Annotated in this window: 14 protein-coding genes; all 14 read left to right on the forward strand. The window is 61.9% G+C overall.

Annotated features, from left to right (window positions below; translation table 11 throughout):
- Positions 1–12 precede the first annotated feature (12 nt).
- On the forward strand, positions 13–912 hold the full coding sequence (sucD, locus tag ACODTY_RS11700) for a succinate--CoA ligase subunit alpha (protein ID WP_488994435.1): 900 nt from the start codon (positions 13–15) through the stop codon (positions 910–912).
- Between the two features lie 64 nt (positions 913–976).
- A complete protein-coding gene (locus ACODTY_RS11705) occupies positions 977–1,945 on the forward strand; it encodes a 2-hydroxyacid dehydrogenase (RefSeq protein ID WP_488994436.1) in 969 nt (322 codons plus the stop codon).
- A 277-nt stretch (positions 1,946–2,222) separates the two neighbouring features.
- Positions 2,223–3,119 (forward strand): class II glutamine amidotransferase, encoded by an 897-nt coding sequence (locus ACODTY_RS11710; RefSeq protein WP_488994437.1) that lies wholly within the window; start codon positions 2,223–2,225, stop codon positions 3,117–3,119.
- A 4-nt stretch (positions 3,120–3,123) separates the two neighbouring features.
- On the forward strand, positions 3,124–3,861 hold the full coding sequence (locus ACODTY_RS11715) for a GltB/FmdC/FwdC-like GXGXG domain-containing protein (RefSeq protein ID WP_056240591.1): 738 nt from the start codon (positions 3,124–3,126) through the stop codon (positions 3,859–3,861).
- A gap of 8 nt (positions 3,862–3,869) precedes the next feature.
- Entirely contained in the window at positions 3,870–5,198 is a 1,329-nt protein-coding gene (locus ACODTY_RS11720) for an FMN-binding glutamate synthase family protein (RefSeq protein ID WP_056240594.1), read from the forward strand.
- A gap of 36 nt (positions 5,199–5,234) precedes the next feature.
- Positions 5,235–6,575: a type III glutamate--ammonia ligase gene (glnT, locus tag ACODTY_RS11725; protein ID WP_488994438.1), complete on the forward strand. Its 1,341-nt coding sequence runs from the start codon at positions 5,235–5,237 to the stop codon at positions 6,573–6,575.
- A gap of 88 nt (positions 6,576–6,663) precedes the next feature.
- Complete coding sequence (locus ACODTY_RS11730; protein WP_488994439.1) at positions 6,664–7,914, forward strand: sarcosine oxidase subunit beta family protein; 1,251 nt, start codon at positions 6,664–6,666, stop codon at positions 7,912–7,914.
- Positions 7,915–7,931: 17 nt separating this feature from the next.
- Positions 7,932–8,234: a sarcosine oxidase subunit delta gene (locus ACODTY_RS11735; protein WP_488994440.1), complete on the forward strand. Its 303-nt coding sequence runs from the start codon at positions 7,932–7,934 to the stop codon at positions 8,232–8,234.
- Entirely contained in the window at positions 8,234–11,215 is a 2,982-nt protein-coding gene (locus ACODTY_RS11740; RefSeq protein WP_488994441.1) for a sarcosine oxidase subunit alpha family protein, read from the forward strand. The genes ACODTY_RS11735 and ACODTY_RS11740 overlap by 1 nt, the downstream gene beginning before the upstream one ends.
- Positions 11,208–11,843, forward strand: a complete 636-nt coding sequence (locus ACODTY_RS11745) for a sarcosine oxidase subunit gamma (RefSeq protein ID WP_488994442.1) — start codon at positions 11,208–11,210, stop codon at positions 11,841–11,843. The genes ACODTY_RS11740 and ACODTY_RS11745 overlap by 8 nt, the downstream gene beginning before the upstream one ends.
- Before the next feature lie 160 nt (positions 11,844–12,003).
- Positions 12,004–13,080 carry a substrate-binding domain-containing protein gene (locus ACODTY_RS11750; protein ID WP_488994443.1) on the forward strand — a complete coding sequence of 359 codons (1,077 nt, stop codon included), beginning with the start codon at positions 12,004–12,006 and terminating at the stop codon, positions 13,078–13,080.
- Positions 13,081–13,464: 384 nt separating this feature from the next.
- Entirely contained in the window at positions 13,465–13,824 is a 360-nt protein-coding gene (locus tag ACODTY_RS11755) for a septal ring lytic transglycosylase RlpA family protein (RefSeq protein WP_488994444.1), read from the forward strand.
- A gap of 273 nt (positions 13,825–14,097) precedes the next feature.
- Positions 14,098–15,375 carry a polyhydroxyalkanoate depolymerase gene (locus ACODTY_RS11760; RefSeq protein WP_488994445.1) on the forward strand — a complete coding sequence of 426 codons (1,278 nt, stop codon included), beginning with the start codon at positions 14,098–14,100 and terminating at the stop codon, positions 15,373–15,375.
- A 186-nt stretch (positions 15,376–15,561) separates the two neighbouring features.
- Positions 15,562–16,185 (forward strand): transglutaminase-like cysteine peptidase, encoded by a 624-nt coding sequence (locus ACODTY_RS11765; protein WP_488994446.1) that lies wholly within the window; start codon positions 15,562–15,564, stop codon positions 16,183–16,185.
- The last annotated feature ends 22 nt before the right edge of the window (positions 16,186–16,207 follow it).

Here is a 16,207-nt window from a genome sequence, read left to right on the forward strand (position 1 = left end):
AGGGAGGACGAAATGAGCATTCTTCTCAATCACAGGACGCGCGTCGTCGTTCAGGGCCTGACCGGCAAGATTGGCAGCTTCCACGCAGCCGACATGAAACGCTACGGCACCAATGTCGTGGGTGGCATCACGCCGGGCAAGGGCGGCATGGATCACAACGGCATCCCGGTGTTCAACACCGTCAAGGGTGCGGTGCGCGAGACCGGGGCCGAGGCAAGCATCGTGTTCGTTCCGCCGCCCTTTGCAGCGGATTCGATCATGGAAGCGGCCGACGCCGGCATCAAGTTCTGCGTCTGCATCACCGACGGCATCCCTTCGCAGGACATGATGCGGGTGAAGCGCTACATGCGCCGCTTCCGCTACGAAGACCGCATGCGGCTGATCGGCCCCAACTGCGCCGGCATGATCACGCCCGGACAGGCCATGATGGGCATCATGCCCGGCCATATCTATCTGCCGGGCCGTGTCGGCATTGTTGGCCGGTCCGGAACTCTGGGTTATGAAGCTGCCTCGCAGATGAAGGATCTCGGCATTGGCGTTTCGACCAGTGTCGGCATCGGTGGCGACCCCATTAACGGTTCGTCATTCCTCGATATCCTAAAGCTGTTCGAACAGGATCCGGACACCGACGCTGTCGTCATGATCGGCGAGATCGGCGGACCGCAGGAGGCAGAGGCGGCCGAATGGGCCAGGCACAACATGCGCAAGCCGCTGATCGCGTACATCGCCGGCCTGTCTGCGCCGAAAGGCAAGCGCATGGGCCATGCGGGCGCCATCATCTCGGCCTTCGGCGAGTCGGCACAGGAGAAGGTGGAAATCCTGCGCGACGCCGGCGTTACCATCGTGCCGACGCCAGCCGCATTCGGACCGACAGTTGCAAGCGTCCTCGAACAGCACCAGAAGGCCGCCTGACCCGACCAAGGTGCAAAGGGGCCGGCGCAAGCCGGCCCCGATCCCATAAAAGCAGAGAGTGGATATGAAGCCTCGTGTAATCGTTACCCGTCGCTGGCCGGCAGCGGTCGAGCAGTTGCTGGCCGAGAATTTCGATGCGACCTTCAACCGGGGCGACGTGCCGCTCACAGCAACGCAGCTCAAGGCTGCGTTTTTGAATTTTGACGCGATCCTGCCGACCGTCAGCGACAAGCTGCCGAGGGCGGTTTTTCCGGAAGCGGATATCCGCACCAGGCTCATCGCCAACTACGGCGTCGGCTTCAGCCATATCGACATCGATGCTGCCCGCGACCACAACATCGCCGTCACCAATACCCCCGGGGTCTTGACCGACTGCACGGCCGATATCGCGCTCAGCCTGTTGCTGGCGGTTGCACGCCGGGCAGGCGAGGGCGAGCGCCAGTTGCGCGCCGGCGAATGGCACGGCTGGTGCCCGACCCACATGATCGGCACCAAGGTGACGGGCAAGACGCTCGGCATCATCGGCATGGGCCGCATCGGCAAGGCAGCAGCCAAGCGCGCGCATTTCGGCTTCGACATGGATATCGTTTTCTACAACCGCTCCAAGGTCGATGACGAAGAGACGCGCGCCATGGGCGCAAGGCAGCTCGGCTCGATCGAGGAGGTGCTCGCGCAATCCGACTTCGTGTCCCTGCATTGCCCGGGCGGGGCCGAGAACCGGCATCTCATCAATGCGGCCCGGCTTGCGGGAATGAAGAAGGGCGCGTTCCTCATCAATACCGCCCGCGGCGACGTGGTCGACCAGGACGCGCTGGTGGAGGCATTGGCAAGCGGCGGCATCGCTGGCGCCGGCCTCGACGTTTTCGCCAATGAGCCTGAAGTGCCGGCCGCGCTGGTCAAGATGGAGAATGTCGTGCTTTTGCCGCATCTAGGCAGCGCGACCGAGGAAACGCGCGTTGCCATGGGCATGAAGGCGTTTGAAAATCTCACGGCTTTCTTCGCCGGAAAGCCCCTACCAGATAAGGTAGCGTAAGCGCAGGCAGCATCAGAACTTTCATCGTCGAGGCCTCGGGCTAATTGCCCGGGGCCTTCGCTTTTGTGAGCCGAATTCCGATTCACTGTTGATTCTGCAAAGGCTTAGCAAGGCCTCGCCATTTCGTGCCCGTTTGGGTGTGCAAAGGCGACGCAGCAATTTCTCCGGGAGCACGCCGCGATTTTTCTTACGGGAATAAAAAATTCATGACAGTTGAATTCGTCATTGGAACCTGTTAGCTTCTTTTTCAGACATCAAACTGGCTGAGGTAACGGCGATGTGTGGAATTGTGGGACTCTTTTTGAAGGACAAGAAATTGGAGCCCCAGTTGGGCGCCCTGCTGTCCGAAATGCTGGTAACTATGACCGATCGCGGCCCGGACAGCGCCGGCATTGCCATCTACGGCAATGGCGCCAAGGGCCACGGCAAGATCACCATCCAGTCGCCGAACCCGGAAGCTGATTTCAAGGGCCTCGATGCCGAACTCAGCAAGAAGATCGGCACCAAGGTATCGTCGATCGTCAAGTCGACCCACGCGGTCTTCGACGTGCCGGTGGAAAAGCTTGAAGAGGCCCGCGCGGCAATCACCGAGCTGCGCCCGAACGCCCGCGTCATGGGTGCAGGCGAAGCCATTGAAATCTACAAGGAAGTCGGCCTTCCCGCCGAAGTCGTGAAGCGCTTCGACGTCACCAAGATGAGCGGCAGCCATGGCATCGGCCACACCCGCATGGCGACCGAGTCGGCTGTCACCACCTTGGGTGCGCACCCCTTCTCGACCGGTCCGGACCAGTGCCTGGTGCACAACGGCTCGCTGTCGAACCACAACAACCTGCGCCGCGAGATGATCCGCGACGGCATGCGCTTCGAGACCGAGAACGACACCGAAGTCGCGGCTGCCTATCTCTCCTCCAAGATTGCCCACGGGCAGAACCTCGGCGAGGCTCTGGAATCGAGCCTCAACGATCTCGACGGCTTCTTCACCTTCGTCGTCGGCACCAAGAATGGCTTCGGCGTCGTTCGCGACCCGATTGCCTGCAAGCCCGCCGTCATGGCCGAAACCGACCAGTACGTTGCTTTCGGCTCGGAATACCGCGCGCTGGCCAACCTGCCCGGCATCGAGAATGCCCGGGTCTGGGAGCCGGAACCCTCAACCGTTTATTTCTGGGAGCACTGAGAGCATGCACGCGACCAATCTGGCCACAGCTCCAGCGAGCAAAGTGAATTACGAACCGAAGGTGTTCGACCTCAGCAAGATCACCTTGCGTGAGTTCAACCAGGCGCTTCATTCGATCCAGGACGGCACCAACGCCACCAGCTGGGAAGTTATCAACCCCAAGGGCAGCCATGCGGTGGCTGCCGGCGCAGAGCATCCGATCTCGATCGATGTGAAGGGCAGCGTCGGCTACTATTGCGGCGGCATGAACCAGAAGAGCACGATCACCGTGCATGGTTCGGCAGGTCCGGGCGTCGGCGAAAACATGATGTCCGGCACCATCGTCGTTAAGGGCGATGCCAGCCAGTACGCCGGCGCGACCGGCCGTGGCGGCCTGCTCGTCATCGAAGGCAATGCTTCCTCGCGTTGCGGCATTTCGATGAAGGGCATCAACATCGTGGTGCGCGGCAACATCGGCCACATGTCGGCCTTCATGGCTCAGTCGGGCAACCTCGTTGTTCTCGGCGATGCCGGCGACGCCTTCGGCGACTCCATCTATGAGGCCCGCCTGTTCGTACGCGGCAAGGTCAAGAGCCTTGGCGCCGACTGCATCGAGAAGGAAATGCGCCCCGAGCACATCGAGATCCTGAAGGATCTTTTGGCGAAAGCGGGCATCACCGATGTCAAGCCGGAGGAGTTCAAGCGCTACGGTTCCGCGCGCACCCTCTACAACTTCAATATCGACAACGCCGACGCGTACTGAGGTAGAACATGTCCTATCATAATCCTCCTACTACACCGCGTGGATCGGCGACTTTCGATCAATACAGCATGTCGGAAATCCGCCGTGCAGCGGCAACCGGCATCTACGACATCCGTGGTTCCGGCGCCAAGCGCAAGGTTCCGCATTTCGACGACCTCCTGTTCCTCGGCGCTTCGATTTCGCGTTACCCGCTCGAGGGTTACCGCGAAAAGTGCGAAACCAAGGTCACGCTCGGCACCCGCTTCGCCAAGAAGCCGATCGAGTTGAAGATCCCGATCACCGTCGCCGGCATGAGCTTCGGCTCGCTGTCCGGCCCGGCCAAGGAAGCCCTCGGCCGCGGCGCGACCATTGCCGGCACCTCGACCACCACCGGCGACGGCGGCATGACCGAGGAAGAGCGCGGCCATTCGCAGACCCTGGTCTACCAGTACCTGCCTTCCCGCTACGGCATGAACCCACGCGACCTGCGTCGCGCCGACGCCATTGAAGTGGTCGTTGGACAGGGCGCGAAGCCAGGCGGCGGCGGCATGCTGCTCGGCCAGAAGATTTCCGATCGCGTTGCCGAAATGCGCACGCTGCCCAAGGGCATCGACCAGCGTTCGGCTTGCCGTCACCCCGACTGGACGGGCCCGGACGATCTCGAGATCAAGATCCTCGAACTGCGCGAAATCACCGACTGGGAAAAGCCGATCTACGTCAAGATTGGCGGCGCACGTCCTTACTACGACACGGCACTTGCAGTTAAGGCAGGCGCGGACGTCGTCGTTCTCGACGGCATGCAGGGCGGCACCGCCGCCACGCAGGAAGTGTTCATCGAGCATGTCGGCCAGCCGACGCTCGCCTGCATTCGTCCTGCCGTTAAGGCGCTGCAGGATCTCGGCATGCACCGCAAGGTCCAGCTCATCGTCTCCGGCGGTATCCGCAACGGCGCCGATGTCGCCAAGGCGCTTGCGCTCGGTGCGGACGTCGTATCGGTTGGTACCGCTGCGCTCATCGCGCTCGGCGACAACGATCCGCGTTGGGAAGCCGAGTACCAGAAGCTCGGAACCACTGCCGGCTGCTACGACGACTGGCACGAAGGCAAGGACCCGGCTGGTATTACCACTCAGGACGCGGAACTGATGAAACGCGTCGACCCGATCGCCGCCGGTCGGCGTTTGGCGAACTACCTGAAAGTCATGACGCTGGAAGCGCAGACCATCGCGCGCGCCTGCGGCAAGAACCACGTGCATAACCTTGAGCCGGAAGACTTGTGTGCGCTGACGATCGAGGCCGCCGCCATGGCGCGCGTCCCGCTTGCCGGCACCGGTTGGATCCCCGGGCAGGGCGGTCTCTAAGCCATACCTCCGAAGCTACACAACAGGGGAACTGCAATGGGAACATTCGAGGCGAAACTGGAGGGATCGGCTGTGAGCGACCTTACCGACTATGCCAAGGCCCGTAATATCAAGTACTTCATGGTAACCTTCACCGATATCTTCGGCATGCAGCGGGCAAAGCTCGTTCCGGCGCGCGCCATCGGTGACATGCAAAAGGACGGGGCCGGCTTCGCCGGCTTCGCCACCTGGATGGATTTGACTCCGGCTCACCCGGACATGCTGGCCGTGCCGGATCCGTCCTCGGTCATCCAGCTTCCCTGGAAGCCGGAAGTGGCCTGGCTCGCCTCCGACTGCGTCATGGAAGGCAAGAGCGTCGATCAGGCTCCGCGCAACACGCTGAAGCGTCTTGTTGCCGAAGCAGCCAAGGAAGGCATCCGCGTCAAGACCGGCGTCGAGCCGGAATTCTTCCTGACGACGCCGGACGGCAAGCTGATCGCTGACGAACTCGACCGTTCGAACAAGCCTTGCTACGACCAGCAGGCCGTCATGCGCCGCTACGACATCATTGCCGAAGTTGCGGATGCGATGCTGGAACTCGGCTGGGAGCCGTATCAGAACGACCACGAGGACGCCAACGGCCAGTTCGAAATGAACTGGGCTTACGATGACGTGCTGGCAACTGCCGACAAGTATTCGTTCTTCAAGTTCATGATGAAGACGATTGCCGAAAAGCACGGCTTGAGGGCGACCTTCATGCCGAAGCCGTTCCCGGGCCTCACCGGCAATGGCTGCCATGCGCACATCTCCGCATGGGACCTGACAGGCAAGAAGAACGTGTTTGCCGACAAGAACGCCAAGGACGGCCTGTCCGAGCGCGGCATGCACTTCCTCGGCGGCATCATGAAGCACGCTTCCGGCATGGCCGCCATCACCAACCCGACGGTCAATTCGTACAAGCGCATCAATGCTCCGCGTACGACCTCAGGTGCAACCTGGGCACCGAACACGGTGACCTGGACCGGCAACAACCGTACCCACATGGTTCGTGTTCCGGGTCCCGGCCGCTTCGAACTCCGCCTGCCCGACGGCGCAGCCAATCCGTACCTGATGCAGGCTGTCATCGTTGCAGCAGGTCTCAGCGGTCTGCGCAGCAAGGCCGATCCGGGCAAGCGCAGCGACATCAACATGTACCAGGACGGTCACACGATTAAGTCCGGTCCGAAGCTGCCGCTGAACCTGCTCGACGCCATCCGCATGTTCGACAAGGACAAGGAACTGAAGGCAGCGCTGGGCGAAGACCTGTCCAACGGCTTCATCAAGCTGAAGATGCAGGAGTGGAATTCCTACGCCACTCACTTCACCCAGTGGGAAGTCGACAACACGCTCGATTGTTGATCGGCAACTTATCGGACACCGCGGCGCTTGCGCGCCGCGGTGTTCCATTGACCCAAACATGAATCCCGCGCAGCGGAAAATGGATGTCATGAAGTATTCGATCTTTTCTTTGGCGCGGGCGGCTTTGTCGAGCCACAAGAACTGGGGCCGCGCCTGGCGCGACCCGGCACCCAAGAGCCACTATGACGTAGTGATCATCGGCGGCGGCGGCCACGGCCTTGCGACCGCCTATTTTCTTGCCAAGGAGTACGGCATCCGCAACATCGCGGTGCTGGAAAAGGGCTGGATCGGCTCCGGCAACGCCGGCCGCAACACCACCATCATCCGCTCCAACTACATGCTGCCCGGCAACACCAGCTTCTATGAGCTTTCGATGAAGCTCTGGGAGCGCATGGAGCAGGACCTTAACTACAACACGATGGTCAGCCAGCGCGGCATCATCAACCTCTACCACTCGGATGCCCAGCGCGACGCCTTCGCACGGCGCGGCAACGCGATGCGCATCAACGGCATCGATGCCGAGCTTCTCGACGCCAACCAGATTCGCCAGATATTGCCGTTCCTGAACTACGACAATGCGCGCTTCCCGATCCAGGGCGGTTTGATGCAGCGTCGCGGCGGCACCGCCCGTCACGATGCCGTGGTCTGGGGCTACGCCCGCGCCGCCGACGAGTTCGGCGTGGACATCATCCAGAATTGCGAAGTGACCGGCTTCCAGCGCACCAACGGGCGCATCACCGGCGTGGAGACCAGTCGCGGCACCATCGGTGCCGGCAAGGTCGGCATGGCGGTTGCGGGCAGTTCCTCGCGCGTCGCGGCTATGGCCGGCCTGCGCCTGCCGATCGAAAGCCACGTCCTGCAGGCGTTCGTGTCGGAAGCCATCAAACCGCTGATCCCGGGCGTCGTCACTTTCGGCGCCGGCCACTTCTATGTCAGCCAGTCCGACAAGGGCGGCCTTGTCTTCGGCGGCGACCTCGACGGCTACAATTCCTATGCCCAGCGCGGCAACATGCCGGTGATGGAAGACGTGTGCGAAGGCGGCATGGCGATCATGCCGATGATCGGGCGCGTGCGGCTGCTGCGCCAGTGGGGCGGCATCATGGACATGTCGATGGACGGCACGCCGATCATCGACAAGACGCCGGTGGACGGGCTCTACCTCAACGCCGGCTGGTGCTATGGCGGCTTCAAGGCGACGCCTGCCTCCGGGCTGGTCTTTGCCCATCTTCTTGCGCGCGACGAGCCGCACGAGGAAGGCAGACGCTTCCGCCTCGACCGTTTCCGTCGTGGCGCGATGATCGACGAAAAGGGCCAGGGCGCCCAACCGAACCTGCATTAAAACAGCGAGACTGGCGAATGCGTATTGCATGTCCCTTCTGCGGCGCACGCGACTCGGGCGAGTTTACTTACCTTGGCGACGCCTCACCGAAACGGCCCGATGCCCCGATCGATGGCGGCATGGCCGTTGAGGATCAGTTCTACGACTACGTTTATCTGCGCGATAACGTCGCCGGGCTCACCCGTGAATACTGGTACCACGGTGGTGGCTGCCGGTCCTGGCTGATTGCCGAGCGCAGCACGACAACCCATGAATTCAAGTCGGTAACGGCAGCCCCCGGTGCGGGTGCCGCGAAGGCGAAGCAAGCAGGAGAACGGTGATGGAGGGTAGCACCAGAACCGTCGCGGGCCAGTCGCACCGCCTGGGTGCCGGCGGCCAGATCGACCGCAATGCGCCGTTGAACTTCAGCTTCGACGGCAAGCAGATGACCGGCTTTGCCGGCGATACGCTGGCCTCCGCGCTGGTGGCGAACGGGGTCAGGCTGGTTGGCCGCTCCTTCAAGTATCACCGTCCGCGCGGCATCCTGACCGCCGGCCCGGAAGAGCCGAACGCACTTGTTGAACTGCGCACCGGCGCGCGGCGCGAGGCCAATACCCGCGCCACCACGTCGGAGCTCTATGACGGCCTCGTGGCGCAGAGCCAGAACCGCTGGCCTTCGCTGCGCCATGACTTCATGTCGGTCAACCAGTTGGCATCGCCGATCTTTGTTGCCGGCTTCTACTACAAGACCTTCATGTGGCCGGCCAAATTCTGGGAGGCTCTCTATGAGCCCGCGATCCGCCGTGCTGCCGGTCTCGGCAAGACGGCTGGCATTGCCGATCCGGATCACTACGACAAGGCCTGGGCGCATTGCGATGTGCTGGTCGTCGGCGGTGGCGCGACCGGTCTTGCGGCTGCGCTGTCGGCCGGCCGGGCAGGCGCGCGTGTCATCCTTTGCGATGACGACAGCAGGCTTGGCGGCAGGCTTCAGTCCGATGGCGGCGTGATCGACGGCGTCGATGCGTTGCAGTGGGTGCAGTCGGCGGTCGCAGAACTTTCTTCGCTGCCAAATGTCCGCATCATGACCCGCACGGCTGTGTTCGGTGTCTATGACAGCGGCGATTTCGGTGCGCTGGAGCGCGTCAACGATCACGTGCCGCAACCGCCCGAGCATCAGGTTCGCCAGCGCCTGTGGCGCATCGCGGCCAAGCGCAGCGTTGTGGGCGCAGGCGCCATCGAGCGTCCGATCGTGTTCCCGGGCAACGACCGCCCTGCGGTCATGATGGCCTCGGCTGTCCGCACCTATGTGAACCGCTTTGCCGCCCTGCCGGGCAAGCGCATCGCGCTTTTCGTCAACAACGACGATGGCTGGAGCACGGTCGATGCCATTCGCCGTGCCGGCGTGGAAGTGGCAGCCGTGATCGATCCGCGCGGCAAGCCGGCGACGGGCGATTACTCCGGTATCCGTGTCATCCAGGGCGTCGTCGCCGATGTCGGCGGCAGCGTCGATGGCGTCAACAGCATCACCGTGGCAGGTGCTGGCGGCAACCAGAAGATCGATGCCGACTGCCTGGCGATGTCGGGCGGCTGGAATCCCAACCTGGCGCTTTCCTGCTTCCATCGCGGCAAGCCTGAATGGCGCGACGACATTGCGGCATTCGTGCCCGCCAATGCTCCCGCCGGCATGACCATGGCGGGTGCTGCCAATGGCGACCTGTCGCTTGGCGCGTGCCTGCGCACCGGCCATGCCGCAGGCGCGATGGCAGCTGCCGAAGCAGGTGCCAAGGGCAAGTCCGGCAACGCCGCCAAGGCCTCGGACGAAGCTTTCTCGATCAAGCCTTTGTGGCATGTCCAGGTGAAGGGCAAGGCGTTCGTCGATTTCCAGCACGACGTCACCGCTTCCGACGTGAAGCTGGCGCAGCGCGAAGGCTATGAATCGGTCGAGCACCTCAAGCGCTACACCACGCTTGGCATGGCGACCGACCAGGGCAAGACGTCCAACGTCACCGGCCTTGCCATCATGGCCGACGCGGTTGGCCGCAGCATTGCCGACACCGGCACCACCGTCTACCGTCCGCCCTATGCGCCGGTCGCGATCGGCGCGCTGGCTGGTCACAACCGCGATGAAAACTTCCATGCCACGCGCCTGACGCCTTCGCATCATTGGGCCGCGGAGCGTGGTGCGGTGTTCGTGGACACCGGCCTGTGGAAGCGCGCGCAGTGGTTCCCGCTGCCGGGCGAAACCGACTGGCTGCAGTCGGTGACGCGTGAAGTGCTGGCCGTCCGCAACGGCGTTGGCTTCTGCGATGTCTCGACACTGGGCAAGGTCGATGTGCGTGGCGCGGATGCCGGCACTTTCCTCGACCGCGTCTATATCAATGCCTTCTCCGCTCTTGGCGTGGGCAAGGCGCGCTACGGCCTGATGCTGCGCGAAGATGGTATCGTCATGGATGACGGCACCACCTCGCGTCTCGCCGAAGACCACTATTTCATGACCACGACCACGGCCAAGGCCGGTCCGGTGATGCAGCACCTCGAATTCTGCCGGCAGGTTCTTTGGCCTGAACTCGATGTGCAGCTGTCATCGGCGACCGACCAGTGGGCGCAGTTCTCGATTGCCGGTCCGCGCACGCGTGACTTGCTGCAGGCGCTCGTCGATCCGTCGGAAGACATGTCGAACGAAGGCTTCCCCTTCATGGGCGTGCGCACGGTGAAACTGCGCGGCGGCATGGAAGCGCGCCTGTTCCGCATTTCCTTCTCCGGTGAAATGGCGTTCGAAATCGCGGTGCCCGCCCGCTACGGCGAGGCGATGGCGCGCAACCTGATGATTGCCGGCGAGCCCTTCGGCGTCACGCCTTACGGCACTGAAGCGCTTGGCGTGATGCGCATTGAAAAGGGCCACGTCGCGGGTCCGGAACTGAACGGCACCACCACTGCCGGCGATCTCGGCCTCGGCAAGATGGCGTCGAAGAAGAAGGACTTCATCGGCCGCGTGCTGTCGCAACGCGAGGCGCTGACCGCTCCCGACCGTCAGGTCGTGGTCGGGATCCGCCCGGTCGATAAATCGCGCCGCCTGCGCTCTGGCGCCCACATCGTGCCAAAGGGCGCGATCCCGGGACCGGAGACGGATCAGGGCTACGTCACGTCGGTCTGCTTCTCGCCGACCCAGAACCAGTGGCTCGGCCTCGGCCTTGTTTCGCATGGCGCAGAACGCCACGGCGAAATCGTTAAGGCGCACGATCCGTTGCGTAACGAAACCTACGATGTCGAGCTTTGCAGCCCGGTGTTCTACGATCCTGAGGGAGTGCGCCAGCGTGCCTGATTTTGTCTGGAGTTCGCAATCGCCGCTCAAGAAGGCGCTCGTTCCCGGTCGTCATGGCGCGGGCAAGGCTGCGCCAGGCGTTTCGCTGTCGCATGTCAGCGACATCGCGCTTGTTCAGGTCATGACGCGGCGCGGCCGCAACGCGGACGTGGCAAAGGCTACAAAGAAGCTTTTTGGAGCCGAGCCGCCTGCCGCTCTTAAGATATCGAGCGGCAAGGTCGTGACCTTGGTGTGGTCCGGTCCTGACCAGTTCCTCGCTTTTTCGGAATTGCCGCAGACAGCTCCGTCCGTCGAGCAGCAGGAACAGGCATTTGCCGGTTTGGCGTCGCTTTCCAATCAGTCGGACGGCCGCTGCCAGATACGCATCTCCGGCCCCAATGCGCGGGACGCACTTGCCAAGATGACGTCGCTCGACCTGCACGACACGGTGTTCCCGGTCGGCTCGGCAGCCACGACATCGATCGATCACACCGCGGTGAATTTCTGGCGCGAGGCGGACGACGCAAGCGGAAACCCTGCTTACGTGGCGCTCGTCTTCACCAGCTTCTCGGACACGCTGTGGCACCTTTTTGTTGAGTCTTCGCTGGAATATGGCGTTGAGGTGGCCGCAAGCGGCACCGGTCACTGACGGGTTTCGACCCTTGGACGCCGGTGCCACGCGCCGGCTCCAATGCCTCAACAGGCAGAGTTTTGCGCCGCATTTTCCGGCAGCGACATATTGGTTCGCGTGCTCGACTGTGTATTTGGCCTTGGCCATCTAACAGTGTTGGCAAGGAGGCCAACGCGCGATGATGCGGATCCAGATCGAGGCTTTGTGGAATTTCACGAGCGAAACCTCGCCGCATTCGATGCGCGTCATCTTGAGCATCCTGCGCGAAATCAAGCAGACCGGAACGCTTGCCAGCGCCGCCGATCACAGCGGCATGTCCTATCGCCATGCCTGGAACCTTGTCGATCAATGGTCGGCATTCTTCGGCGAACCTCTGGTGGAACGCCAGCGCGGCAAGGGCACACATCTGACCGCGCTCGGCAACAAGCTGGTCTGGGCCGAACAGCATCTCAATGCCCGCCTTGGGCCACAATTGCACAACATTGCCCAGGAACTGGAGATGGAACTGGCAAGCCTGTTGCCGGACGTGCCGCCGCGCATCAGGATCCACGCCAGCCACGGCTTCGCCATTTCCAAGCTGGGCGAATTCATCGCCCGCGAGCCCGGCACCAATCTCGACCTGCGCTACATGAGCAATCAGGCCTCGCTGGAATCGCTGAGGGCCCAGGAATGCGAGCTGGCAGCCATCCACTTGCCGCATGGCGAGTTGCGCAAGCGGGCCGCCGCCGACTGCAAGCGCTGGCTTGACCCTTCCATCTATTGCGTGCTCGGCTTTGTGACGCGCGAGATGGGCCTGTTCGTCAAGCGCGGCAATCCGCTCAACATCACCGGCCTGCATTCGCTGGTCGATCCCACCATAACTTTCGTCAACCGCGATGCCGGCTCGGGCACGCGGCTTCTGTTCGAGCAGTTGCTGGCGCAGGAGAAGATCGAAAGCGACCGCATTCCCGGCTACCAGAACGTGGAACTGACCCACGCCGCGGTTGCCGCCCATGTGGCGAGAGGCATGGCCGACACGGGTTTCGGTGTCGAGGCGGCGGCGGTCGAGTTCGATCTCGACTTCGTTCACGTCATCCGCGAGGACTATTTCTTTCTTTGCCGCTCCAACATCCTCAATTCCAAGCCGATCGAGCGGCTGCGCGAGATCATTTCCGGCACCGACTACCGTCGCGCGGTCTCGACGCTGCCGGGCTACGCCGTGTCCGACGCCGGCATCGTCAAGACGGTCAAGAAGTTCTTCCGCGAAAACAGCTGAGACAGCCTCAGCCCTTCGATGACCTTACAATCCGGCATCGGCGATTGGTCTCGCCGATTGGGCAGAGTCATGTCCCGATATGGGACTACAAGATGTAATAATCCTGTGATCTAAATTTTGCACCAAATGTATCATTTGTAACAGTCGATAGAATACCCGTTGAGTATTGAAGCAAAGAGGTGCATTTGTCGGGCTAGATATTTTTTCCTATTTCAATTGCCCATTATATGTATTCAATCGATATAGGTTAGAAAACGCCTGACAAACTGTGTCGAAGTGATTCGAAAAGTGTGACTCCGCCACGTTTCTGACGGATGCTCGCCGCATTTGCTGCCTCATTTGCCCCCTACGGCCCCGTATCTGAAAACGGAGCCAGTTCTTTTCATGGACAGAAAAAGCAAGTCTGCCCTTATCGCGGCAACCTTGACGGCGGCACTGGCGTTGGGCCTCACCACCAATGACGCCGCTGCACAATGTGGCCGCGCATCGTGGTACGCGCTGCATTCGCGCACCGCTTCCGGCGAACGCATGAACCCTTCCGCCCTGACTGCCGCCCATCGCACCTTGCCGTTCGGCACGCGCGTCAAGGTCACCAATCGCAAGAATGGCAAGAGCGTGGTTGTGCGCATCAACGACCGCGGACCGTTCATCAAGGGTCGCGTTCTCGATCTGTCGAAGGGCGCGGCGAACAGGCTCGGGTTCATCAAGTCGGGCCACACGTCGATCTGCATGGCGCAGGTCTAGAGGCGCGGTGTCAGGCACTTGACCTTGGGGAAGTTCCGCTTCAATCGCGGCGGAAAGTATTTTCCGTCCGGGACTTTGCCGGCTTCGCACCTGCGCTGATAGCCGGCTCTTCAAAATGCTTTCGCTTTCTCAATGGCTTGGACCAATGTCCAATGCCCAAAACGCATATTGATGTATTGCGTCGCAGCAATTTGTTGTTAACCTCTGCGCGAGACAGTCAAGGCTCGGCGCTGCTTCGTCGTCCTTCGTCGGAAGCAGCAGCGGGGACCTAGCATGTTCTACCAGCTCTACGAATTGAACCACGCGGCCTTGCAGCCCGCCCGCGCCTATGCGGATGCGGTGCGCATGCTCTACAGCAACCCGCTCAATCCGCTTTCGAACACCTTGTGGGGCAGGTCGATTGCCGCGACCGCCGAACTGTTCGAGCGCACCACGCGCCACTACAGCAAGCCGAGCTTCGGTATCACCTCCGTCGAGGCTGACTGGAAGAGTGTTCCAGTCAGCGAGCAGGTGGTTTGGTCAAGGCCCTTCTGCAACCTCATCCGCTTCAACAAGGCAATGCCTGCCGGCAAGCATCCCGGTCCTAAGCTGTTGATCGTGGCGCCGATGTCGGGTCACTACGCGACCCTGCTGCGCGGCACGGTCGAAGCGATGCTGCCGCACGCCGAGGTGCACATCACCGATTGGGTGGATGCGCGCATGGTGCCGATGGCGCAGGGACGCTTCGATCTCGACGACTATGTCGACTACGTCATCGACATGCTGCACGAACTCGGCCCCGACACCCACGTCATGGCTGTGTGCCAGCCCTCGGTGCCGGTGTTGGCCGCCGTCTCGCTGATGGAAGCGCGCGGCGATGCCTTCGCGCCTTCGACGATGACGCTGATGGGCGGCCCCATCGATACCCGCAGCCATCCGACCGCTGTCAATGCGCTTGCCAAGGAAAAGGGCCTCGACTGGTTCCGAGAGCATGTCATCATGCAGGCGCCGTGGCCGGCTCCGGCCTTTGGGCGTTTCGTCTATCCCGGCTTCCTGCAGCTTTCGGGCTTCATGGGCATGAACCTTGACCGGCATATCATCGCCCACAAGGATTTCTTCATGCACCTCGTCAAGCACGATGGCGACAGTGCCGAGAAGCACAGGGAGTTCTACGACGAATATCTGGCGGTGATGGACCTGACCGCCGAGTTCTATCTGCAGACCGTCGACACGGTGTTCATCCGCCACGCTCTGCCGAAAGGCGAGATGACGCATCGCGGCACGCCGGTCGATCCGTCGGCCATTCGCACCACGGCCTTGTTCACGGTCGAGGGCGAGAACGACGATATATCGGGCATCGGGCAGACCAGGGCCGCGCATGACCTTTGCGTCAATATTCCTGACGAGATGAAGGCTCACTACATGCAGCCGACCGTTGGCCACTACGGCGTTTTCAACGGTTCGCGCTTCCGTTCGGAGATCGTGCCGAGGATCGTCGATTTCATTGCCAGCCATGGGCGCAAGAACCGCGTTCCAAGCAAGCCTCGCCTGGTGCGTACGGCTCGAAGCTGAACCGCAACCCGGATTAACCACATCTTTCGTTACCGGCACCCGGTTGCCGATATGCGACACTGTTGCACAATCGCCGCGGTCACCCCCGCGCGAGTAACCATGCTTGCAAACAGCCGCCGTGTTCAATTGACACGGAGTGTAAATCGCCCTTAACTTTTCGTTAACAAACAGGGGCGAGCGGGGACAATGAATTCCTCACCGGTGGCGCTAGGGTTGCGCTTCTGCATCGCAGGGATGGTTGGAATGGTGGCTGCCGCTTCGGCTGTCGCCCCCGCATCCGCCGCCGGCGCCATGATGACCGGCGGCATAACCTCGCAGCCGATCGGACACTATGATTTCTGCAAGGCCAACCCCACCGAATGCTCGGTTCGTTCGACAGACCTTTCGCCTGCGAAGATGACCGGCGCGCTTTGGAAGCAACTGGCCAGTGTGACTGTGACCGTCAACGCCGCCGTCAAGCCGATGAACGATATCGACATCTACGGCAAGGACGAAGTCTGGGCCTATCCCGACAAGGGCGTGGGCGACTGCGAGGACTATGTGCTGGAAAAGCGCCGCTTGCTGAACCGCATGGGCGTGCCATTTTCCAACCTGCTGATCACGGTGGTTCGCAAGCCCGATGGCGAGGGCCATGCCGTGTTGACCGTGCGCACGAGCAAGGGCGATTTCGTGCTCGACAATCTGAACGACAAGGTTCGTTCCTGGGACCAGACCGGCTATCGTTTTCTGAAGCGTCAGGCGATCGACAATACCGGCCGCTGGGTTTCGATCCGCGACGACCAGCAGGTTCTCGTCGGTTCGGTCGAGTAGGCTCGGCAGACCAGAACATTTT

It is taken from the genome of Mesorhizobium sp. FG116 (genome assembly GCF_057809835.1).

Bases quoted from the DNA above. Each gene is read 5' to 3' on its own strand.
- ACODTY_RS11760 (WP_488994445.1), top strand. From the start codon at position 14,098: ATGTTCTACCAGCTCTACGAATTGAACCACGCGGCCTTGCAGCCCGCC.
- ACODTY_RS11715 (WP_056240591.1), top strand. From the start codon at position 3,124: ATGCACGCGACCAATCTGGCCACAGCTCCAGCGAGCAAAGTGAATTAC.
- ACODTY_RS11705 (WP_488994436.1), top strand. From the start codon at position 977: ATGAAGCCTCGTGTAATCGTTACCCGTCGCTGGCCGGCAGCGGTCGAG.
- ACODTY_RS11735 (WP_488994440.1), top strand. From the start codon at position 7,932: ATGCGTATTGCATGTCCCTTCTGCGGCGCACGCGACTCGGGCGAGTTT.
- sucD (WP_488994435.1), top strand. From the start codon at position 13: ATGAGCATTCTTCTCAATCACAGGACGCGCGTCGTCGTTCAGGGCCTG.
- ACODTY_RS11730 (WP_488994439.1), top strand. From the start codon at position 6,664: ATGAAGTATTCGATCTTTTCTTTGGCGCGGGCGGCTTTGTCGAGCCAC.
- ACODTY_RS11710 (WP_488994437.1), top strand. From the start codon at position 2,223: ATGTGTGGAATTGTGGGACTCTTTTTGAAGGACAAGAAATTGGAGCCC.
- ACODTY_RS11755 (WP_488994444.1), top strand. From the start codon at position 13,465: ATGGACAGAAAAAGCAAGTCTGCCCTTATCGCGGCAACCTTGACGGCG.
- ACODTY_RS11750 (WP_488994443.1), top strand. From the start codon at position 12,004: ATGATGCGGATCCAGATCGAGGCTTTGTGGAATTTCACGAGCGAAACC.
- ACODTY_RS11740 (WP_488994441.1), top strand. From the start codon at position 8,234: ATGGAGGGTAGCACCAGAACCGTCGCGGGCCAGTCGCACCGCCTGGGT.
- ACODTY_RS11765 (WP_488994446.1), top strand. From the start codon at position 15,562: ATGAATTCCTCACCGGTGGCGCTAGGGTTGCGCTTCTGCATCGCAGGG.
- glnT (WP_488994438.1), top strand. From the start codon at position 5,235: ATGGGAACATTCGAGGCGAAACTGGAGGGATCGGCTGTGAGCGACCTT.
- ACODTY_RS11720 (WP_056240594.1), top strand. From the start codon at position 3,870: ATGTCCTATCATAATCCTCCTACTACACCGCGTGGATCGGCGACTTTC.